This window comes from Methylobacillus rhizosphaerae, from assembly GCF_900187985.1.
Classification (GTDB): Bacteria; Pseudomonadota; Gammaproteobacteria; order Burkholderiales; family Methylophilaceae; genus Methylobacillus; species Methylobacillus rhizosphaerae.
This window is the reverse complement of record NZ_FZOA01000002.1, coordinates 247964-270584: the sequence shown is the minus strand read 5'-3', so window position 1 is coordinate 270584 and position 22621 is coordinate 247964. Positions and strand designations below refer to the sequence as shown.

Genomic DNA, 22621 nt, shown 5'->3' with positions numbered 1-22621 from the left:
TTCATGCAGAATTCACTAAAGAGCATCTGCATGAGGGCCATTTTCCCTGAAATCCATGGGATTTTGTATTTGGTGATAGGTGCTTTAATATTAGGCCTGTCCGAAAAATCATTGCATCCCAGCCAGCACCGGTGATGCAGTGTCCAATATGTCAGTCCATACAAATAACAATTCATACCCAATTATGCTCAAACCTGCTGCCCTATGGCGTTATAGTATTTTCAACCTTATCCTGCTTGCGCTGCTCGCCCTCTGGTTCTGGCAACAAAACCAGGCCGTGCCATTGGCGGAGCCTGAACTTCCGGCCAACGGCAAACTTCATTGTGTCTCCTATGCCCCTTATTATGGCAAGGGAGAAACCCCTTTCATCGCATCCACCGTCGCAGAAAAATCCAGGATAGAAAAAGACCTGCGCCTATTGTCAGAACGATTCGATTGCGTTCGCACCTATTCTGTCAAACAAGGCCTGAATCATGTTCCTGAAGTGGCTGAAGCACTGGGCATGAAAGTATTGCTGGGAGCCTGGATCGGTTACCTCAAGCCCGAGAACGACAAGGAATTCGAATCCGCCATTGAGCTGGCAAACCGTTATCCGGATACAGTAAAAGGCCTGATCATCGGCAATGAAGTACTACTCCGCAAGGAGCAGACTGAAGATGTCATGCTGGCTTACCTGGAAGAAGCCCAACGCCGTACGGAAGTGCCGGTCACCTATGCTGACGTATGGGAATTCTGGCTCAAGCATCCAAAGCTGGAACAGGCTGTAGACTATATTACCGTGCATATCCTGCCCTATTGGGAGGATAATCCACAAAGCGTGGACAAGGCGATTCATCATGCCGAGACCGTCATGGAAAAGCTGGGCACCACATTCTCCAAACCGCTGTTCATCGGCGAAACAGGCTGGCCTTCAGTCGGCAAGCATCGTAATGACTCTGTTCCTAGCCTGGTGAACCAGGCGGGCTATATTCGCCAATTTGTACAGACTGCCCACGACAAAGGCTGGCACTACAACCTGATCGAAGCCGTGGACCAGCCATGGAAGCGCGACCTGGAAGGCACGGTAGGCGGCTATTGGGGCTTGTATGACACAGAGCTCAATAGCAAATTCTCGTTCACCGGCCCAGTCGCGGAACGTCATGACGGTTTTGCCCCTGTGTGCTGGGGATTTGCCGGTTTCGTCGTTTTCATCATCCTGACGCTGCTGCGCCGGGAGCGCAGGTTGCCAGCTCTTGTCGCCATGGGTTCACTGGGCGTGCTGACTGGTGCTACTGCTTATATACAATGGGATTATCTCGTGGCTGCCTGCCGCGACTTGAGTGAGTGGCTGGTGCTGATCGGCATCACCGTGACAGGAGTATTGGCCATGCTCAACATGCCGACGCTACTGGCGCGCGGACAGAACCGGTTGGCACACAGCCTGCTGTTCATACTGGTGCTGGCAGCCATGGTGACCAGTTTCCTGTTGATACCCAAGATGAGCTTTATCCCGCGTGATATTGAACTACACCCCATGATTGGATATCTCATCTATATGATGGACGGTCGCTATCGCAACTTCCCACTGGCATTGTATGCCCTTCCTGCCCTGCAATTTTCCATCGGTTTTGCCTTGCTGGGTATTCTGCATCGTACGACTTTTGCACGTTATCGCAGATTGAATATCATCGCCATTGCAGCTGCCCTGCTCTGCCTTATCCTGGAGCCACTGAACACTCATGCTCTCCTATGGCTGGGTGTCGTGCTATTGCTGGCCTATGCAAGCTGGCCACTTACAGAGCGCAGGAACTGAGACCCGAAAACGGATAAAAAGATAACACGCTATGAAATTTATCAATACGTACAGCAAAGCCCTGATCATCGCCCTGGTAGTTGCCTTGCTGCATTTTGGCATATGGGAAATCATCAACCGCGCCCTGCCTCTCATTGATGCACCCCCTATCGTCAATGGTTTCGCTTACAGTGGCTATCAGATTGACCAGAGTCCACAGGAGCAGAAATACCCCAGCACCAGTGAAATCCTGAAAGATCTGGAGCTAATGAAGGAATATACCAACCGTATTCGTATCTACGGCGCCCTGGAAAATCCTGAAACTACCGCTCTTGCTGCTCGACTGGGCCTCAAGGTCACAGCCGGTGCCTGGCTGGGCCCTAATGCGGAGGATAACAAGAGAGAATTGGATGCCCTGCTGGCACGTGCAGCGGTCTACCCGAACATAGAGCGCATCATCGTGGGCAACGAGGCTATCCTGCGCGCCGATGTCAACGTGGAAGACATGATTTCCTATCTGGAAGAGGCCCGCCGCACCTCACCTGTTCCCGTCTCCACTGCAGAGCCATGGCATGTCTGGCTTCGCTACCCGCAATTGGTCAAGCATGTGGATTTCATTACCGTGCATTTGCTGCCGTATCATGAAGGCCTGCCTGCAGAAAAAGCTGTGGACTACGCTCTTGAGCGTTATCACGAGCTCATGGACAAGTATCCCCGCAAGAAAATTGTCATCGGCGAAGTTGGATGGCCAAGCAAGGGACCGACGCTTGATGCTTCTGTGGCGTCCAATGTCAACCAGGCACGCTTTGTCCGTGAATTCCTTGCCAAGACCGCGCACGAGAATTACGACTACTACCTGATGGAAGCCATCGACCAGCCCTGGAAAGTCAAGATTGAAGGTTGGGCTGGCCCCTATTGGGGCATGTTTGACGCTGAGCGCCATGAAAAATACTCGCTGCACGGCGCAGTGCCCAGGGATTTGCGCTGGGTATCCAAAGCACTCTGGGGCTCTCTCCTCGCCTTTCTCCCGATCTTCATCATTGCTGTCCGCTTCCGCAGCTGGGGAACCGGCGCGCAGATCTCCCTGGCCGTCCTGCTGCAAGCTTGTATTACTGTACTGGTCGTGACCTGGAACCTGCCGGGGGATTACTACTATTCACTACGTGACATGATTATTCTTGTCGCCCTGATCATGGCTTTGCTCATGACTTCTGCGGTGCTGATGTCTTACGCCATAGAGTTCAGTGAAGTCATGTTCAAAGGATACTGGGTACGCGCATATAAACCTGCCACTCCAGTTCCTACCGATAAAGAGGCGTTTGTCTCCATCCATCTTGCCTGCTACAACGAGCCACCAGAAATGGTGATTGCTACCATCGAAAGCCTGGTACAGCTTGAATACACCAATTTTGAAGTCCTGGTGATCGACAACAACACCAAGGATGAAAGCAAGTGGAAACCAGTCGAAGCCTATATGGCCGGATTGCCGGACAATTTCAAGTTCTACCACCTGCCGCAATGGCCGGGCTTCAAGGCTGGCGCTCTGAATTTTGCCTTGCAGGAAACCGACCCGAGAGCAGAAGTGATCGGGGTGGTAGATGCTGATTACGTGGTTACACGCGATTGGCTCTCTGTACTCATCCCCCACTTCTCCGATCAAGGTGTAGCCGTCGTCCAGGCACCACAGGCACATCGCGAGTTCGAGAACAATTTCTTCCGCCGCATGAGCAACTGGGAGTTCGAAGGCTTCTTCCGTATCGGCATGCATCATCGCCATGAACGTAACGCCCTGATCCAGCACGGCACCATGACATTGGTACGCCGGAAGTCGCTGGTTGACCTTGGCGGCTGGTCTGAATGGTGCATCTGCGAAGATACCGAACTCGGCCTGCGCCTGCTGGAGGGTGGATATGAGCTACGCTATATTGACCGTGTGTTTGGCCGTGGCCTGACGCCTGCCAATTTTGAAGCACTGAAATCCCAGCGCTTCCGCTGGGCATTCGGTGCCATGCAGATCCTCAAGCATCACATGCCCAAGCTGATGGGGAAATCAACCCTGAGCTTTGGCCAACGCTATCACTTCCTCACCGGATGGCTGGGCTGGCTTGGTGATGCCCTGCAACTGATCTTCACCTTGAGTTCGATTGGCTGGACACTGGCAATGCTGACGTTCCCCAAGTCATTCAGCCTGCCAGTTTCCATCATGCTGACCCCGGTATTGTGCTTCCTGGTAGTGAAAGGCGCCCTGGGACCCATCCTCTACCGCAAGACCATGAAATGCAAGTGGGCTGATATTTTCGGTGCCTCGCTGGCCGGGCTTGGTCTTTCTCATGCCATCGCAAGAGGCATCATGATGGGCCTGATCCAGAAGCGCGGCGTTTTCAAGACCACCAATAAAGGCAAGGCTGCCAAGGGCAGCATCTTCAGGATATTGTCACCCATCCGTGAAGAGGTACTCCTGTTGCTGGCCTTGATCACTGCCGCAGGCACCATGCTATATGCCCGCGGTTTCAATAACCTGGATGCCCAGCTCTGGGTCACCATGCTGACCCTGCAATCCCTGCCCTACTGGAGCACCCTGGCCTGCCAGATCATCGCGCAGATGCCAGACAGCAAACCGGCAACGGCAGCACAATAACTAACTCACACAACGGCTATGCTTAATCCATAGCCGTTTTTTTATTGTTGAAACCTTGTGCCGACTTATCCGTCCTAAATAACAAAGCCGTGAATTTCCAGCAGTGATTTAGAGATTGAAATCTTGCTCCAATTAGCAAACAATTATCATTTTCATCACAAGCTGCATATCGCGTATCATCCATAGTAAAAGTTATTGGAAGGATTCCCGATAACTGAAATAAGTAAAGGAGTTCTCATGAATCAGCTGGCTATTTCAGAACAACAGTACCACGCGTTCCACACGGCAAAGAAAGAACAGAAACTGCGCAACCGTGAAGCAGCAGAAGCCATAGGTATCAGCGAAGGCCAGGCCATTGCCAATGCGATTGGCCGCGAGGCTTTGCGCCTGAAAGGCCCTTTTCACGAAATCATCGCGGAAGTACCCAGCCTAGGGCGTGTCATGGCGCTCACGCGCAATGAAAGTACCGTCCATGAAAAAATCGGCACTTATCAGAATATATCCTTCGATCATGTCGGCCTGGTTGTAGGGCCGGATATCGACCTGCGTATTTTCTACTCACAATGGAAACACGGCTATGCCGTCACCGAGGTTTCTGACAAAGGCACACAACGCAGCCTGCAATTCTATGATGCCACGGGCACGGCCATCCACAAGATCCACCTCAAGGATTACAGCAATATAGATGGCTGGAATGCGTTAGTCCAAAAATACCGCAGCGATGACCAGAGCCCAGGGCAAACGGTGGAAACTGCACCTGCCCCGCCTGCACTCAAGGCAGACCATGAAATCGATCAGGCAGGCTTCCAGGCAGCCTGGCTGGCAATGAAAGATACCCACGATTTTTTCATACTCTTACGCAAGTTCAGCGTGGGCCGCACACAAGGCCTGCGCCTGGCACCTGAGGGTCATGCCTACAAAGTGGATAACCATGCCACCAGGCAGATGCTGGAAACTGCCGCTGCCGATGGCACCAGCATCATGTGTTTTGTAGGCAACCCCGGCAATATCCAGATCCACACTGGTCCGATCAGGAACGTGAAGGCATTGGGGCCATGGATCAATGTACTGGATGAGACCTTCAACCTGCATTTACGTACAGACTTGATTGCGGAATCCTGGGTGGTGAAGAAGCCAACAGATGATGGCATTGTGACATCGCTGGAAGTATTCGCAGCCGATGGCAGCATCATGGCGCAGTTCTTTGGCGAGCGAAAACCAGGCAAACCTGAGCTGGAAACCTGGCGCCACATCGTGTCCCAGCTTCCAGCACAACAATAAAGGGTTGGCAATGAAGATCCACACCCTGCTGCTCTCCATCGGGCTCGTAGTCAGCAGCCTTGCTGCCCACGCAGATGAAAAACTCCTGACCATTGGTGGCTCTGTCACTGAAATTGTCTATGCGCTGGGGAAAGGTGATCTGGTGATTGCCAATGACATTACCAGCAATTACCCGGAAGCCGCTGCCAATAAACCCAAAATCGGCTACATGCGCACATTATCCGCAGAAGGCCTGATTTCCACCGGAGCCACCTTGGTCATCGCCGAAGCTGGCGCAGGGCCACGCAATGTACTTGAACAGGTTAATCGTGCCGGCCTCAAAGTCCTGCAATTGCAGGACAACACCCATACGCCGCAACAAATCGCTGCCGACATACGCATCATTGGCAAACAATTGAATGCAGAATCCACGGAACAGGTAGCCAGGGATTTTGAACACGCCTGGCAGGCAGCAGATGCCAAGCTGAATAGCCTCCCTGACCGTCCCCGGGTGCTGTTCGTCATGAATAACGCTGGCCGTGGCGCGCAGGTTGCCGGCGATGAAACGGCAGCAGCAGCGGTCATCAAACTGGCCCGTGCCGACAATGTCATGGCCAATCAATACAAAGACTATCGCCCACTCACAGCTGAGGCTCTGGTTGCTGCTGCACCGGATGTCATTATCACGACCAGTGAAGGGCTGGAAGCCAGCGGCGGCTTGCAGAACTTCCTCAAGACACCGGGTATCAGCATGACACCTGCAGGCAAGAACCAGCGCATCATCAGCATGGACACACAGTATCTACTTGGCTTCACCCCACGACTGCCGGCGGCGGCCATGGAGCTGGGACAGGCCATACGCAAGTAATGCAGCAAACTTCCACCATGCAGCCTCTTTATCCCGCTGGTCATCCTTTGCAGTTGCGCCGCAATATATTGATCGGCCTGGGTATCGCATTGTGTGCCCTCATCGTGATGGCGGCAGGCATAGGCGCAGTCAGGATTGCACCTGCCGACGTCATTAAACTCTTGATGACTCCTCCTGGTAGCGCGGCATGGCAGGATCTGTCAGGAGAGTATCTACAGCAGGCCATGGTATTGTGGAATATCCGCCTGCCCCGCCTGGCACTCGGAATATTGACTGGAATGGCGCTGGCCGTCTCCGGCGCAGCGATGCAGGCGCTACTGCGTAATCCACTCGCCGAACCCAGCCTGGTTGGCGTGTCCGGAGGGGCGGCACTATTTGCCGCGCTTGCCATCGTCCTGGGCGGAAGCTGGATGCTGGCATTACAACAGCTGATTGGCGAGTTTGCCCTTCCCATCTTTGCCTTTATCGGCAGTCTGATTGCTACCATCCTGATTTTTGCCATCGCTACACGCCAAGGCCGGACTTCCATTGCCCTTATGCTGCTGGCAGGCATTGCCATTGGCGCCCTGTGTGGCGCCCTGATTGGCCTCATGACGTTTATTGCCTCTGACTTACAGATGCGCTCCCTCAATTTCTGGTCATTAGGCAGCCTGGGCGCTGCCACCTGGCCCATGGTCACCATGGTGACCTGCCTGAGCGGCGGTGCAATATGCCTGTTACTGAAGCAATCCAGCGCACTCAACACATTGGCGCTGGGTGAAGTGCAAGCCAGCCTGCTGGGAGTCTCGGTTCGCCGCTTGAACCAGACCTGTATTGCCGCAATCGCACTGGCAGTGGGAGCCGTGGTCTCCGTCACAGGCATCATCGGCTTCATCGGTCTGGTTGCGCCGCATCTGGTACGATTGGCTGTCGGGCCGGATCAACGACTGGTGATGCCAGCGGCAGCACTGGTCGGTGCCATACTGGTACTGCTGTCAGACCTGCTTGCCCGCACGATTGCAGCGCCAACAGAAGTGCCGGTTGGCATCATCACTGCCCTGCTGGGGGTCCCCTTCTTCCTGGCGCTGTTGTTCCGCATGCGGCGCAAGATCGGACTGTAGGCGTATGTTACAAGTTATCAACACTAGCCTGTCCATAGGTGACAAAACTCTGCTGGAAGATATCAACCTGACGATCTCGCCCGGGGAATTGCTGGCAATCTGCGGCCCCAATGGCGCTGGAAAAAGCTCACTGATCCGCCTGCTCTGTGGCGAACTGAAACCCAGCTCTGGTGAAATCATCTGGGCAGGCATGCCACTCAGGCAATGGAACCTGCTCCAACTTGCGCGGCAACGCGCACTGATGCAGCAACATGCTGAAGTAGGCTTTGCCTATACCGCTCTGGAAATCATCCTGTTGGGACGTCATCCTCACCATCAAGGTGCACACCGGACACAGGATTATCACATTGCCATGGCAGCCATGGAGGAAGTCGACGCAATCCACCTGGCCCATCAGGTATATTCCACGCTATCGGGGGGAGAACAGGCGCGTATACACATGGCCCGCGTGCTAGCCCAGATATGGGAAGCCACGGCAGGCCCTCGTCTGTTGTTGCTCGATGAACCAACTGCGGCCCTTGACCCGCTTCAGCAGCACCGCATGCTCACCATCGCCCGCAACTGGGCCAATAAAGGCGATATCACCGTGGTCGCCATCGTGCACGACCTTAACCTCGCCGCCCAGTATGCCGACCGCATTGCCTTGCTGCGTGATGGCCGCTTACAGGCCGTGGATACAGTAGAAACCATTATGACACCCGCCATGGTAGAAGCCTGTTTTGACCTGCCTTGCGTATTGCTCAAACACCCTGATGGCGGCACACCCATGATCGCCGCGCGCCGTCATCATTGAACCATGGAGACATCAAGATGAGCACCCTTAAAACCGTCGAAATCAAGGCATTTGTGCCAGCCAGGGATTTCAGGCTTTCCCAGCAGTTCTATCAGGATATCGGTTTTGAAAAACGCTCAGAAGGTGGTGGTGTCGCCTATTTTTGTTTTGAGCATTGTGCTTTTCTTCTACAGGATTTCTACGTACAGCCCTATGCCGAGAACTTCATGATGCATTTGCTGGTGGAAGATGCAGATGCCTGGCATGCGCGAATCCAACAATCCGGCATTGTCGAAAAATATGGCAGCACAATATCCGACTTGACTGACCAACCCTGGCGTATGCGCGATTTTGTCTTCAACGACCCGAGCGGCGTACTCTGGCGCATCGGCCAGAATATCTAGCGAAGCTCCTGGCCTATTCTTTGCTTGATTAACAAGCGTTATGTCATTGTGACCTGAGCAAAGGATGCTGCCTTATGAAAGCCTTCTGGACATTATGCTGTCTCGCCGGACTGCATGTATTCAATACATCGGCCATTGCAGCGACTGAACAATCATTACAGGTTGAGCCTGTCCTGAGAAGTGTCAAAGCCTGGGATGGCAAGAGCTACGCCAACTACCCAGGTGGAAAGCCCGAATTGAGCGTGCTGCGTTTTACCATTCCGCCCAACACTTCCCTGCCATGGCACAGCAACCCGGTGCCCAATGTCGCTTATATTCTTTCCGGAGAAATCACCGTGGAAAAACAGGGCACTGGAGAAACCATGCACCTTGGCCCAGGCCAGGCGCTCCCCGAAATGGTGCATGCCGTGCACCGTGGTTACACAGGTGACAGCCCGGCCGTAGTGATTGTGTTTTATGCAGGTGGTGAAGGCATTCCCCTTTTGGAGGAACAATAACCGGGACTTATTCGAGCCAGATCAGGCTGGCCATACGGCCAGTCACATCATCACGACGAAAGGAAAAGAAACGCTCGGCATCCTGATAAGTACATATGCCACCCCCATACACAGCGTTAACGCCAACGCTTTCCAGGCGCTGCCGCCCCAGCATGAAGATATCTCCCAACCACTTCCCTGCGGCGGAAGATGAGCGGAACGCTTGCTCGGCACGTGCATCATGTGCCATAAACGCACTCCTGACTTCATCGCCCACTTCAAAGGCATCTGGCCCTATCGCAGGTCCGAGCCAGGCAAGTAGCTCCTCGCCAGGCCGCGCCATTGCAGCCACTGTGGTTTCAATCACACCATCCAGCAGGCTGCGCCAGCCAGCATGCACAGCTGCCACGATAGTACCTGCCTTGTCACAGACCAGGACAGGTAGGCAATCCGCCGTCATGACAGCACATACCGTATGCCGCGTCTCGGCATAGGCAGCATCCGCATCCGGCACACAACTGGCCACGCTGGCATCCACGACAGCAATACCATGCACTTGATTGAGCCATACAGGCTCCGTTGGCACCCACTGGTTCAAGCGCTGGCGGTTAGCAGCCACATTCACACCAATATCATTTACATGCATCCCGAGGTTCAGGCTATCGTAAGGTGACTGGCTGATGCCACCATGGCGCGTAGTCTGCAATGCCCTGACATTTGAGGGTGCAGGCCAGTCCGGAATAATAACATCCTGCTCACTCAGCATCGTCATCTTCCTCTATCCAGTCCTCATCTTCCTCGTCGTCATATTCATATGCAAAATCATCATCGTGCACATAGAACGCGTCTGCTTCCTCTGGCGGCACGTTCTCAGCCCGGATCGCCTCCAGCAGTATTTTCATGTCTGCTGCCAGCTCAATCTGCCATTCCATTTGTACGCCAGTCACCGGATGCTTGAGCCCCAGCCGGATGGCATGCAATGCCTGGCGCTTGAAATTCAACAATACTGTCCTCAAGTGATCTGACATATGGCGCAATGGCAGGATACCGCGAATGCCATATACCGGATCACCAGCAATCGGCGCCTTGAGATGCTGCATATGCACACGAATCTGATGTGTACGTCCGGTTTCCAGCAGGCAACGCATATACGTATGCACAGCAAAACGATCCAGCACTTCATAATGCGTTACCGCAGGCTTTCCCATGCGATTGACCGCCATCTTGGTCCTGGCATGTGGGTGACGTCCGATTGGCTGGTCTACCTTGCCATTCCGCCAGACTTGCCCCCAGACGATAGTCCGGTATTCGCGTTTCACAGTCCTTGCCTGCAACTGACGCACCAGATTAGTCTGTGCAGCAAGCGTCTTGGCAACTACCAATAACCCACTAGTGTCTTTATCCAGTCTATGCACAATCCCCGCCCTTGGAACATCCTTGAGCTGCGGCGCGTGATAGAGCAACGCATTCAGCAGGGTTCCGCTCCAGTTACCAGCGGCAGGATGAACCACAAGGCCTGCAGGTTTATTAATGACAAGAATATGCTCATCCTCGAACACCACATCCAACGGAATATTTTCCGGCTCAAAAGCCTGCGCTTCTGGTGCTGCCTGGGGAATGATCTGTACTTGCTCACCGCCCCAGACCTTGAATTTGGCAGTCGGGGTTTCATCTGCAATAGTGACCAGGCCATCCTTGATCCAGCCCTGAATACGTGAACGTGAATGCTCAGGCATCAGGCGTTGCAATGCCTGATCAAGGCGCATACCTCCAAGCTCTTGGGTAATTATGAGAGTAATAGGCGTTGTGGAGTTAGTCATCGGTTATAATCAGAAAATGTAGCCCTTGAAGCAAGGGCTGTTGCATTTGTTAATCGGCATCCACAACCTTAATCATGGATTTTGTAAATGAAGCATAGTTTAGCGTTAATTGCAGTACTCTGGCTCACAGGCTGCGCGATTTTCGGTGCGCCTACTGAACTGGATGAAACCAAAGGCTGGCCCGTACAGCGTATCTACGCAGCAGCGGAAGAAAATATGAAAACCCGCGACTATGATAAAGCCCTCAAGTATTTCCAGATTCTGGAATCCCGCTATCCTCATGGTCGTTACGCAACCCAGTCTCAGCTCGAGGTAATTTACGCTCATTACAAGAAGAGCGAACCAGCAGCTGCCATGGCAGCCGCGGATCGTTTCATCAAACTACACCCGAATCATCCCAATGTAGACTACGCCTACTACATGAAAGGCCTGGCCACATTCAACGAGCGCGGCATGGTAGAAAAACTGACCAAGCAGCAGATCAGTGACCGCGACCCGAAATCATTGCGCGAATCCTTCCTCGCCCTCAAGGAGCTGGTGAACCGCTACCCCAATAGCCGTTATGTCAAAGATGCCACACTGCGCATGAGTTACCTGGTCAACTCGCTTGCCCAGCATGAACTGCACGTTGCACGTTACTACATGAAGCGCCAAGCCTATCTGGCCGCTGCAAACCGCTGCAAATACGTGATGGAATTCTATCCTGACACTCCTGAAATCGAAGAAGCCCTGGTTATCCTGATCAGCGCCTACGATGCCATGGGCATGACAGATTTACGCGACGATGCCAACCGCATCCTCGCACAAAACTACCCGAACAGCGTCATGCTCAGCAACCATGTGTCCAAGAATAAAAGCAGCTGGTGGAAAATCTGGGAAGGCCTGTTCTGAACTACAAAAAATTTAGCCGGGCAGATCCCCGGCTAATAATACGGCAACAAGCCAACGTTCAATTTACTTCTTGAGCGTCGGCTTTTTTTTCAGCGTACGCGCACTCGCCACAACTCCTGGCGTTTTCTTGGTCTTGCGGCCCATCTCTTCGTTACGCCGGGCATTCATGACAGCACGCTCAGCTGTTTTGCGGCGGCGCATGCTCACGATACCCTCACCCTGTTTACGCTCTTCAGGCTCAGCAAACGGGTTAGCTCCCTGGTTAAACTGCACGCGCAATGGCGTACCAGTCAACTGGAATGCCTTGCGGAACACACCTGCAAGATAACGCCTGTAACTATCCTTGATGCCATCAACATGGTTGCCATGAATGACCACGATGGGAGGATTACTGCCCCCCTGGTGTGCGTAGCGCAGCTTGGGCCTGATGCCTTTACTGATTGGCGGCTGGTGTTGCATGGTGGCATCCTCCAGCACTCTAGTAAGCTGCGGTGTTGAAAGCTTGGCCATGGCGGCCTTGTACGCGCCATCAACAGACGTGAACAGTTCGCCCAGGCCTTTTTTCCGTAAGGCGGAGATATAGTGGAATTTGGCAAAATCCAGGAATTGCAGTTTACGGTCAATTTCCCGCTTGACCCATTCCCGCTTATCCTCTTCCAGACCATCCCATTTATTCACTGCTACAACCAATGCCCGTCCGCTCTCGAGAATATAGGCTGAAACGTGCGCATCCTGTTCAGTGATGCCTTCCTGTGCATCAACCACAAGAATCGCAACATTTGCCTCCTCAATTGCCTGCATGGTCTTGATGACAGAGAACTTCTCCACTGCCTCAAATACCTTGCCGCGCTTGCGTACCCCAGCAGTATCAATAATGGTGTAATGCTTGCCATTGCGCTCCAGATCAAGATAAATGGAGTCACGTGTAGTTCCGGGCTGATCAAACGCAATCACGCGTTCCTCACCCAGCAAGGCATTGACCAGGGTAGATTTTCCTACATTAGGCCGCCCGACAATAGCAACTTTAGGCGTTTTGCCGGCACTCGTTTCTTCTTCGTCCTCTGGCTCAGGAAAGTGCTCCAGAGCAAGCTCCACCAGATCACGTACACCTTCACCATGCGCGGAAGAAATTGAGAGTGGATCACCCAGCGCAAGCTCGTGAAACTCAGCACTGGCAATTGCACGCTGCATGCCTTCTGTCTTATTCACCGCAAGCAGGACAGGACGCTGGCTTTTGCGCAGACGGTCAGCGATGACTTTATCCTGTGGTGCCAGGCCATTACGCCCATCCACCAGGAAAATAACCACATCAGCCTCATCAATTGCCAACAGAGTCTGGCGCGCCATTTCCTTGAGAATGCCACTATCCACCAGCGGTTCAAAACCGCCAGTGTCAACAACGAGATAAGGTTTACTTCCTATCACGCCACGGCCATAGTGCCGGTCACGTGTCAGCCCCGGCAGATCAGCGACCAACGCATCACGTGTTTTGGTCAGGCGGTTGAATAAGGTGGATTTGCCGACATTAGGCCGGCCTACCAGAGCAATGGTGGGTAACATAAATTACTTTACTGAAACAGCGTACAGTTCGCCCTTGCGGGTTTGAACCAGGAATCCATTGGTACCCAGTGCAACCGGCTGTGGCATGATGGCACTTTTGCCAGTTTGCAGTCTGGCAACGAATTGACCCTCTTCCCTGTCCATAAAATGGACATAGCCTTCCACATCACCTACAGCGACGACACCCCCCATGGGCAAGGGAGCACTAAGCTGGCGATTCTTGAGATCTGGCTGACGCCAGAAAGTACGTCCACTCGAATAATCCAACGCAAATACAGCACCTGTGACATGCGAGACATACACGCGGGCCTCTTCAACGCCCAATCCGGTATAGCTTGAGATATCTCGCGTCCAGGCTACATGCCCTGTCTTGCGGTCAACTGCAGCTACACGGCCTTGATAGGCAGCAGCATATACCAAAGGCCCATCCACGACTGGCAGGCTAGTGATATCGGCAATTCGTTCCAGCTCAGTGGTTCCCTTGGGCAACGCGACAGAGGCTTCCCATAATGTGTTGCCATCATCCGCGCGCAGGGCTACCAGTTTGCCACCGGCAAAACCGGCATACACCGTGTCATCCGCAATAGTCACTCCTGCGCTGCTGCGCAGAGCCAGGGTTGGCGTAGTACGCTCATACACCCATTTACGGGCCCCATCTTTGACATTCAGTCCAAAAATACGGCTGTCTCCGCAACGTACCACCACCACACCATTGTTTACCTGAGGCGCACTCAGCACTTCACTGCTGACCTTGGACTTCCATACTAATTTGCCATTCAGATCATATGCCAGCACGTAGCCTGATGGCGTACCAACGAGCACTAATTGGTCACCAAGGCCAACGCCACCGGTGAGCCGCTCACCAGCGTTGATCTTCCAGGCTTGCTTGCCATTGAGCGCGTCAACTCTGGCAATTGTCCCGTCACCACTGGCAGCATAAATAAAACCCTCTGCAATAGCAGGCATAAAGTCAGCAGTACCTGACTCACCAAGTTTATAAGACCAGACAACCTTGGGGGTGAGGGTAGCTTTAAAATCCACCAACTCTGCAGGAGGATCCGCCTCATCACGCCCGAACATGCGTTCGGAAATATCAGTCTTAAGGTCTGTCAGTGTTGTGCAAGCGCTTACGGCAAATGACGCTGCAACCAGTAATGGAATTAAACGCAACCCTAGCTCCCTAACGCGTCCAGCTTGTGTTCAGTATATTTGTAATAATCGCCCTGCATATCCAGTTTGACGAGTGCTTCCTTGTAAGCAGCCTTGGCATCGGCAGTCTTGCCCTGGGCAGCCAGGATATCGCCCTTGAGATCAGCAAACAGGCCTGCATACCCTTCATCGTGCTTTTCAGCCAATGTTTTCAAGGCATCATCATAGGCTTTTTCTTCATATTGAACGGAAGCCAATTGCAGCAGGGCAATTGCACGGATTGCATCTTCCTTGGCATTTTTCGATGCCCAGCCAAGCTGTGCCTTGGCACTTTCAATATCCTGCTCCTGATAATTCAGCTTGGCTGCGGCAATGGCTGCACGCGCAGCATAAGGTGTGGAAGAGTATTTATCCATCAGCTCGGCAGACAAGGTACGGATTTTGGCAGCATCCTTGATATCAGTATTTGCCATGGCCTGGTATTGCGCAGAGGCAGCAGCTGATTGCTGGTATTGATAATACTTCCAGCCTTCGTAGCCGCCAAAACCCACGATCGCCAAGGCGGCAATCCCCATTACAAAATTACCGTTATGCTTCCACCAGCTCTTGAATGCATCAAGCTGATCCTGTTCTTCCAAATCGTATGCCATGCCGTTTCGTTTCCTAAGATTACGCAGCCAAGGACTTGCGTCCAGGGATAGAATTTAACAAATTACGGGTATAGTCCTGAGTCGGGGCGGAGTATATTTCCTCAACCTTCCCCTGCTCCACAATACGCCCCTTGTACATCACCGCAATATCATCTGCGATGTGGCGCACTACACGCAAGTCATGGCTGATAAAAATATAACTCAGGTCCATTTCCTGCTGCAGACTTCGCAACAACAACAATATTTGTGCCTGGACAGATACATCCAAGGCAGAAACCGGTTCATCACACACCACTACCTTGGGCTCTAGCACCAACGCACGTGCAATACCGATACGCTGACGCTGACCACCGGAAAACTGGTGGGGATATTTATTCATATCCGCGGCGCTCAGCCCGACTCGCTCGAGCATCTGCACCACTTTATCCTGTTGTTCACGGCCGGTCCCGAGCCCATGAATCACCAATCCTTCCGCTACAATATCGCACACTTTCATGCGTGGATTCAACGAAGCAAAAGGGTCCTGGAAAATCATTTGCAAATAACGTCGCTTCATACGCAAATGATGCACTGAAAGACGCGCCAGGTTCTTGTCCTGAAAAATGACTTCTCCACTATCCAGGGGCTGCAATTGTAGCAGACAACGCGCCAAAGTGGATTTACCACTACCGGACTCTCCCACCACAGCCAGGGTCGATCCTGCCCGCAATGCCAGGCTCACATCATCCAGCGCCTTGATCTTGGTACTGCCGAAACCGAATCTCCCACTGCGTTGGGAGTAGGTTTTATTCAGGTTGCGGGCAACAAGGATATGCTGCTCTGCTGCTTTCTCCATTTTATGCGGCTCCTGCATTCAACCAGGCATAATCTATCGGCTTCAATGGCTTCTTGCCATCAGCATCCGGAACACAATCCAGCAAGGCACGAGTATAAGGATGCCTAGGATTGAGCAATACATCCTGTACGGGCCCGGACTCCACAATTTCCCCGCGGAACATGACCACCACGTTGTCCGCAATATCCGTCACCACGCCAAAATCGTGGGTAATGAACAGCATACCCATATGCATGCGTGTCTTGAGATCGTCGAGCAGCTTGAGAATCTGCGCCTGCACCGTCACATCCAGTGCAGTTGTCGGCTCATCCGCAATCAGCATGGCCGGTTCGCAGGCAATGCTCATGGCAATCATGACCCGTTGCCGTTGCCCACCTGACAACTCATCAGGATAGCTTCCTGCCCGCTCCGGGGGGATACCAACCTGCTGCAACAGATCAGCCACCCTGGCTTTCAGTGCAGCACCTGTCAGCTTCAGGTGTTGTGCCAGGCTTTCCCCTATCTGGTATCCAATTGTCAGCACAGGGTTGAGCGAGGTCATGGGCTCCTGGAAAATCATGCCGATTTCCTTGCCACGGATTCTCTGCAACTCGGCATGACTCGCATGCGTAATATTGAAACCCTTGAAGACAATATTGCCTTGACCAAGCTGCAACTGGTCAGACAACAGCCCCATCACTGCCAGTGCGGTCAGGCTTTTTCCGCTGCCTGATTCACCGACGATGCAGGTTGTCTTGCCTGCCTCCAGCGCAAACGAAACCTGGCTGACCAATGCACGCCCCGGCTCTGCCTTTGGCGTAATGGTGAGATTCTCGATGCGCAGGAGTTCGGTCATCTATGCAATATCTCAATGGCTTGGGAAAGGGACATTCTGCTTTGCTCCCCATTTTCACGCAATGGCTTCAGACAAATTTCATTGGCTGCCACTTCATCCTCTCCCAGAATCAAGGCATAAGGCGCACCACTCTGGTCTGCCTTTTTCATCTGGGATTTAAAGCTGCCACCGCCCGCATGCAGGTTTACTGTCAGACCACTGTCACGCAGTGTCTCTGCAATCGGCAACGCCGCTGCCGCCGCAATATCGCCAACATTGACCAGGTAAACATCCGGACTTTGTGCCGCGCTCACGCCACACTCCTGCATCAACAGGAACACGCGCTCCAGACCGATGCCAAAACCACAGGCAGGTGTTTCCTTGCCACCCAGACGCTGCACCAGCGTGTCATAACGACCACCACCGGCTATCGTGCCCTGGCTGCCCAGCTTGTCAGTCACCCACTCAAATACGGTACGGTTGTAATAATCCAGCCCGCGCACCAGGCGGGTATTCAGTTTCCATCGCACGCCAATCTGGTCCAGCAAGCGTGTCAGACCATCAAAATGGGCTCGGCTCTCCTCTCCCAGGCTGTCCAGCAGTTTGGGAGCAGCTTCTATCATGGCCTGCATTGTTGGATTCTTACTATCCAGAATCCGCAACGGGTTAGCGTGCAGGCGGCGTTTGGCATCTTCGTCCAGCAAGTTGGCATGCTGTTCAAAATAGGCAATCAGCACCTGGCGGTACTCTGCGCGCTCTGCCGCATCTCCTATTGTATTCAGTTGCAGTTCCACTGCATCAGCCACTCCCAGCTCGCGCCACAAGCGCGCCAGCATGGCAATTTGCTCTGCATCCACATCCGGGCCGTTATAACCGAATGCTTCAGCCCCGATCTGGTGAAACTGGCGCTGGCGTCCTTTCTGCACATTCTCATGACGGAACATCGGCCCCATATACCACAGGCGTTGCGGACCATTGTAAGTCAGGCTGTGCTCTACCACAGCACGTACGCATCCTGCCGTACCTTCTGGACGTAGCGTCAGGCGATCACCATTCAGCTTGTCTTCCCAGGAATACATTTCCTTTTCGACAATATCGGTATGCTCTCCCACGCCGCGGATGAATAACTCTGTCGGCTCTACGATAGGCAAACGGATATTGCGGTACCCATATTGGGCCAGCACACGCCTGGCGCCATCTTCGAGCCTTTGCCACAGTGCAGTATCCACTGGCAGAATATCGTAAAAACCCTTGATACTTTGAAACTTGTCAGACATAACGATTTAATTCTTATTAAAATTTCAGATGGCTTTGAGTGGGATCGTTTTCGGGCTTTTGCCAGAATCCTGCTGGCGTAGCCGCCCACCTTCGGCATAATGAACACGCACGTACTCCTCAACAATGGTCTTGAAGTCATCAGCGATGGCCTCACCCTTGAGTGTCACGGTTTTTTCACCATCCACATAGACAGGCGCAACCGGGACTTCTCCTGTTCCTGGCAGGCTGATGCCGATATTGGCTAGCTTGGATTCGCCGGGGCCATTCACTACACAGCCCATCACAGCAACACTCATATTCTCTACACCGGGATACTGATTACGCCATACCGGCATCTGGTCACGCAGGTAATGCTGGATCTTCTGTGCCAGTTCCTGGAAAAAGGTGGAGGTTGTACGTCCGCAACCCGGACAAGCCGTTACCAATGGTGTAAAGGAGCGTATCCCCATGGTCTGCAGGATTTCCTGTGCTACCACCACTTCCTTGGTGCGCGGCTCACCTGGCTCCGGTGTCAGGGAAACCCGGATGGTATCGCCGATGCCATCCTGCATCAGGATAGACAAGGCTGCGGTGGAGGCCACAATCCCCTTGGAGCCCATACCCGCTTCAGTCAGGCCAAGGTGCAATGGATAATCGCAACGGCTGCCAAGATCGCGATACACCTTGATCAGGTCCTGAACTGCACTGACCTTACAGGAAATAATGATACGGTCGCCCGGCAAGCCTAGCGCTTCCGCTTCCTCTGCATTTTCCAGCGCTGACTGGATCAGCATTTCACGCATCAATGCTTCTGAACTCAAAGGCGCAGCCCGCTTGGAATTTTCATCCATCATGCGAGCCATCTTGGCCTGATCCAGGCTGCCCCAGTTCACGCCTATACGTACAGGCTTGTTGTAGTCAATCGCCGCCTTGATCATGGCAGAAAACTGTTCATCCCGCTTCGAGCCTTTGCCTACATTGCCGGGATTGATACGGTATTTTGCCAGTGCTTCTGCACAATCAGGGTATTGCGCCAACAGGCGATGGCCATTGAAATGGAAATCCCCGACCAGCGGCGCATTACATCCCATATCATCAAGCCTGCGCCTGATCGTGCTGACCTGGGCTGCGGCTTCCGGCGAGTTGACAGTAATACGCACAACTTCCGACCCTGCCCTCCAAAGCTCATAAACCTGTTGCACCGTCGCTGCCGCATCAGCAGTATCGGTATTGGTCATCGACTGCACCACCACATGAGAACTGCTGCCGACAGGCACATGGCCGATCATGACTGTTCGTGTATTGCGCCGATTAAGGATATTCTGGGAATCCAAGTACTACTCCAACGTTAAACGCGCCACTGTGACCTTGGTATAAGGTGCCAAGTCAACCGGATTGCTATTGTATTCAAGTCTGGTCGCATTGGCATTGCCAACCACGATTCTGAACGGCGGCTTGCCTTCCACGGTTTCCTCGCTATTGGCCGGCAATATCTTGTTCAATACCTGCTTGCCACTCGCATCAGTGACACTCACCCAGCTTTCTGCTGTCGATGAGAACTTCAAGGTCGGCCCCATGACTGCAGAAGGATTTTCTGCCGGCAGAGCAGGAGCGCTCGATTCCGCTACGGCAGGAGCTTCGCTGGCAGATGGTGCAGGCACTGTATCCAGACCCTGTTGGGCTGTTACCGGCTCATCCGGAGCTGATGGCAATATATGCTCACGCGCAATCGTGCCGGCATCCATTGCCGCGTCAGCAGACAACTGGGTTTCCGGCCCAGTTGCAATATCTGCACCCGGCCGGGAAAAAAGATCCGCATAAAACGCCCACCCACATAGCAGCAAGGCCAATCCGGCACAAAACCATGCAAATGGCCGCCACGAAGTGGCAGTCTGGGTGGAGATCACCACATTTGCAGAAGGAATGCTGATCGCCTGGCTATTCTGCGCAGGGGTATACCGGCTGTAAACTTCCAGCAACGGTGCTGCATCAATCTGCAACAAGCGTGCATAATTTCGGATAAAGCCCCGGGTAATCACCGCCTCTGGCAATACCGCGAAATCATCGCTTTCCAGAGCAAGTATCTGGCGTATGCTGAGGCGCAAGCGCTGGGAGATGTCCTCCACAGTCAATCCATGTTGCTCACGCACAGCCACCAGCACCGGTCCGATCCGGTCAATATAAGTTTGTGACGTCTGTAATTCCTGATCAGGATGAAATTGCTCACTCATCGTAATTGTCCTGACAATAATCGTTCTGTCTGTTCCGAGTGAGGAAGATGCTTCCTCAACTGCGCTCCATAGCCAAATCCGCCGCCATCATTATTCCCATTCTGATGAGCTGACTTGACCCCTAACCATAACATGGCTGCAGTTGGCGCATAAGCCTCCACGACTGAAGACGCGTAGGCACGTGCAGTAGTATCACCCTCACCGTCATTGGCAAGCATCGCCAATTGGTAACGCGTATGGGGAATATCTGACTGCGACTGCAGAACATGCTGAAAATATTGTGCCGCCTGCATACGCAGACGTGAATACGGCAAAGTACCGTCATGACCAACTTCCAGGCTATTGACACCTGAAGTGTTGTATATGCGCACTGCCCTGGCATCCTGCCCGGCAACTGCACCAGCACAGGCAGTAAATAATATCCCGGCAACCAGCACCAGGCATATTTTCACGCAATGGCCTCCACCTTGATGCGGCGCAGTGAACGTTTGGTTTTATCCTGGACTTTCCCCGCCAGTTGCCCACATGCAGCATCAATATCTTCCCCGCGCGTCTTGCGCGTCGTCACGATATAGCCTGCCTGCATGAGAATGTCCCGGAAGCGGCGGATATTGTCCGGCTTGGAAGTATCATAGCCGCTGTTAGGGAAAGGATTGAAGGGAATCAGGTTGAACTTGCATGGCACATCCTTGACGATGTCCAGCAACTGCCTGGCATGCTCGACAGTGTCGTTGACACCGTCCAGCATCACATATTCAAAAGTGACGAAATCACGTGGCGCCTTTTCCAGATAACGCTGGCAGGCAGCCATCAGTGCTGCAATCGGATACTTGCGGTTGATCGGCACGATTTCATCGCGCAGCGCATCATTGGGCGCATGCAGGGAAACCGCCAATGCTACCGGGCACTCTTCACGCAATCTGTCCATTGCCGGCACCATGCCGGAAGTAGACAAAGTCACACGCCGGCGGCTCAACCCATAGGCCGAATCATCCAGCATGATATTCATCGCCGTGACCACATTATCGAAATTGGCTAACGGTTCTCCCATGCCCATCATCACCACATTACTGATGATGCGGTCACCCTTGGGATCACGCCCGAGCGCCTTATTCGCCACCCACAGCTGCCCGATAATCTCGGATACGCTGAGATTGCGGTTGAACCCTTGACGACCTGTTGAACAGAATGTACAGTCCAGCGCACATCCCACCTGGGAAGACACACAGAGCGTGCCACGCTCATCCTCAGGAATAAACACGGTTTCAACGCCATTGCCTGCACCTACGTCAATCAACCACTTGCGCGTACCGTCTTCCGATATCTGCTCGAGATGAACTGACGGAGGCACAATCACGGCCTCCTTGGCGAGCTTTTCACGCAACGCCTTGGCAATATCAGTCATCTCCCCGAACTCATTCACGCCAAAGTGATGCATCCAACGCATCATCTGCTTGGCACGAAAAGGCTTCTCGCCGATACTCTGGAAGTATTCAGCCAGTGCTGCCTGGTTGAGATTGAGAAGATTGACTGTCATGCAGTTACACCTTAGCGGCTGTAAACGTTAGATTGCGCGAAGAAATAAGCAATTTCAATCGCAGCATTTTCCAGAGAGTCAGAACCGTGCACAGCGTTTGCATCGATGCTGTCAGCAAAGTCAGCACGGATAGTACCTGCATCAGCCTTCTTGGGGTCAGTTGCGCCCATCAGGTCACGGTGCTTCAGCACAGCGTTCTCGCCTTCCAGCACTTGCACAACAACTGGGCCGGAAATCATGAACTTGACCAGGTCATTGAAGAAAGGACGCTCTTTGTGAACCGCGTAAAAACCCTCTGCATCAGCCTGAGACAGTTGTACTTGCTTGGAAGCGATGATCTTGAGGCCAGCATCTTCAAAACGAGTGTAGATTTTGCCGATTACGTTCTTGGCAACTGCATCGGGTTTGATAATGGAAAGGGTACGTTCAACAGCCATAATGACTCCAAAGATATTTAAAGATAAAAACAACGACAGAAAGACCGATAAAATAACATTTTAGCAGCCTAAAATAAAGCTAAGCCGCAATAATGCACAGTAAACCTGCATGATTGCATGCATCCTGCAAATTCAGATTAAACCGGCTTGA

22 protein-coding genes are annotated in these 22621 nt (G+C 53.0%); 9 read left to right on the top strand and 13 right to left on the bottom strand.

Translation table 11 applies throughout. From position 1 onward, the window contains the following. Window positions 1–184: 184 nt before the first annotated feature. The 8 genes from CHB59_RS03485 to CHB59_RS03450 all read left to right on the top strand — a co-directional run bounded on the left by CHB59_RS03485 (window position 185) and on the right by CHB59_RS03450 (window position 9310). Window positions 185–1792, top strand: coding sequence for a glycoside hydrolase family 17 protein (locus tag CHB59_RS03485; RefSeq protein WP_089374845.1), 1608 nt, complete (start codon window positions 185–187; stop codon window positions 1790–1792). Between the two features lie 31 nt (window positions 1793–1823). Beyond that, window positions 1824–4409 (top strand): glycosyltransferase, encoded by a 2586-nt coding sequence (locus CHB59_RS03480; RefSeq protein ID WP_089374844.1) that lies wholly within the window; start codon window positions 1824–1826, stop codon window positions 4407–4409. Between the two features lie 237 nt (window positions 4410–4646). After that, window positions 4647–5690, top strand: coding sequence for a hemin-degrading factor (locus CHB59_RS03475; RefSeq protein WP_089374843.1), 1044 nt, complete (start codon window positions 4647–4649; stop codon window positions 5688–5690). A gap of 10 nt (window positions 5691–5700) precedes the next feature. After that, a complete protein-coding gene (locus tag CHB59_RS03470) occupies window positions 5701–6537 on the top strand; it encodes a heme/hemin ABC transporter substrate-binding protein (protein ID WP_179212056.1) in 837 nt (278 codons plus the stop codon). Next, window positions 6537–7637, top strand: a complete 1101-nt coding sequence (locus tag CHB59_RS03465) for a FecCD family ABC transporter permease (protein ID WP_089374841.1) — start codon at window positions 6537–6539, stop codon at window positions 7635–7637. The genes CHB59_RS03470 and CHB59_RS03465 overlap by 1 nt, the downstream gene beginning before the upstream one ends. Continuing rightward, on the top strand, window positions 7522–8430 hold the full coding sequence (locus CHB59_RS03460) for a heme ABC transporter ATP-binding protein (protein ID WP_425435860.1): 909 nt from the start codon (window positions 7522–7524) through the stop codon (window positions 8428–8430). Before CHB59_RS03465 ends, CHB59_RS03460 begins: the two co-directional genes overlap by 116 nt. 17 nt (window positions 8431–8447) lie before the next feature. Continuing rightward, complete coding sequence (locus CHB59_RS03455; RefSeq protein ID WP_089374839.1) at window positions 8448–8813, top strand: VOC family protein; 366 nt, start codon at window positions 8448–8450, stop codon at window positions 8811–8813. 74 nt (window positions 8814–8887) lie between these two features. Next, a complete protein-coding gene (locus CHB59_RS03450) occupies window positions 8888–9310 on the top strand; it encodes a cupin domain-containing protein (RefSeq protein WP_089374838.1) in 423 nt (140 codons plus the stop codon). A gap of 7 nt (window positions 9311–9317) precedes the next feature. On the opposite strand, the gene pgeF is transcribed toward CHB59_RS03450, so the two are convergent. Continuing rightward, a complete protein-coding gene (pgeF, locus tag CHB59_RS03445; protein ID WP_089374898.1) occupies window positions 9318–10055 on the bottom strand; it encodes a peptidoglycan editing factor PgeF in 738 nt (245 codons plus the stop codon). Further along, entirely contained in the window at window positions 10045–11109 is a 1065-nt protein-coding gene (rluD, locus tag CHB59_RS03440) for a 23S rRNA pseudouridine(1911/1915/1917) synthase RluD (protein ID WP_089374837.1), read from the bottom strand. Before rluD ends, pgeF begins: the two co-directional genes overlap by 11 nt. Window positions 11110–11196: 87 nt before the next feature. Here rluD and CHB59_RS03435 point away from each other — a divergent pair, with 87 nt between their 5' ends. Continuing rightward, complete coding sequence (locus tag CHB59_RS03435; RefSeq protein WP_089374836.1) at window positions 11197–12000, top strand: outer membrane protein assembly factor BamD; 804 nt, start codon at window positions 11197–11199, stop codon at window positions 11998–12000. A gap of 63 nt (window positions 12001–12063) precedes the next feature. Here CHB59_RS03435 and der read toward each other — a convergent pair whose 3' ends face one another. Genes der through ndk form a run of 11 tightly spaced genes read right to left on the bottom strand, consistent with a single transcriptional unit; the run spans window position 12064 to window position 22470 of the window. Further along, window positions 12064–13560 carry a ribosome biogenesis GTPase Der gene (gene der, locus CHB59_RS03430; protein ID WP_089374835.1) on the bottom strand — a complete coding sequence of 499 codons (1497 nt, stop codon included), beginning with the start codon at window positions 13558–13560 and terminating at the stop codon, window positions 12064–12066. 3 nt (window positions 13561–13563) lie between these two features. Continuing rightward, entirely contained in the window at window positions 13564–14730 is a 1167-nt protein-coding gene (gene bamB, locus CHB59_RS03425; RefSeq protein ID WP_089374834.1) for an outer membrane protein assembly factor BamB, read from the bottom strand. Between the two features lie 2 nt (window positions 14731–14732). Further along, entirely contained in the window at window positions 14733–15359 is a 627-nt protein-coding gene (locus CHB59_RS03420) for a YfgM family protein (protein ID WP_089374833.1), read from the bottom strand. Between the two features lie 19 nt (window positions 15360–15378). Further along, entirely contained in the window at window positions 15379–16194 is an 816-nt protein-coding gene (locus CHB59_RS03415; RefSeq protein ID WP_089374832.1) for an ATP-binding cassette domain-containing protein, read from the bottom strand. A gap of 1 nt (window position 16195) precedes the next feature. Then, window positions 16196–17029 (bottom strand): ATP-binding cassette domain-containing protein, encoded by an 834-nt coding sequence (locus CHB59_RS03410; RefSeq protein ID WP_089374831.1) that lies wholly within the window; start codon window positions 17027–17029, stop codon window positions 16196–16198. Next, window positions 17026–18285 carry a histidine--tRNA ligase gene (gene hisS / locus CHB59_RS03405; RefSeq protein WP_089374830.1) on the bottom strand — a complete coding sequence of 420 codons (1260 nt, stop codon included), beginning with the start codon at window positions 18283–18285 and terminating at the stop codon, window positions 17026–17028. The genes CHB59_RS03410 and hisS overlap by 4 nt, the downstream gene beginning before the upstream one ends. 24 nt (window positions 18286–18309) lie before the next feature. Then, entirely contained in the window at window positions 18310–19599 is a 1290-nt protein-coding gene (gene ispG / locus CHB59_RS03400; RefSeq protein ID WP_089374829.1) for a flavodoxin-dependent (E)-4-hydroxy-3-methylbut-2-enyl-diphosphate synthase, read from the bottom strand. Between the two features lie 3 nt (window positions 19600–19602). After that, window positions 19603–20496 (bottom strand): RodZ domain-containing protein, encoded by an 894-nt coding sequence (locus CHB59_RS03395; protein ID WP_089374828.1) that lies wholly within the window; start codon window positions 20494–20496, stop codon window positions 19603–19605. Continuing rightward, the gene (locus tag CHB59_RS03390; RefSeq protein ID WP_089374827.1) at window positions 20493–20948 is read right to left on the bottom strand and encodes a hypothetical protein; all 456 of its coding nucleotides are present in this window, start codon (window positions 20946–20948) and stop codon (window positions 20493–20495) included. The genes CHB59_RS03395 and CHB59_RS03390 overlap by 4 nt, the downstream gene beginning before the upstream one ends. After that, window positions 20945–22033, bottom strand: coding sequence for a dual-specificity RNA methyltransferase RlmN (gene rlmN / locus CHB59_RS03385; RefSeq protein WP_089374826.1), 1089 nt, complete (start codon window positions 22031–22033; stop codon window positions 20945–20947). The genes CHB59_RS03390 and rlmN overlap by 4 nt, the downstream gene beginning before the upstream one ends. Before the next feature lie 11 nt (window positions 22034–22044). Then, entirely contained in the window at window positions 22045–22470 is a 426-nt protein-coding gene (ndk, locus tag CHB59_RS03380; RefSeq protein WP_089374825.1) for a nucleoside-diphosphate kinase, read from the bottom strand. Window positions 22471–22621 lie beyond the last annotated feature (151 nt).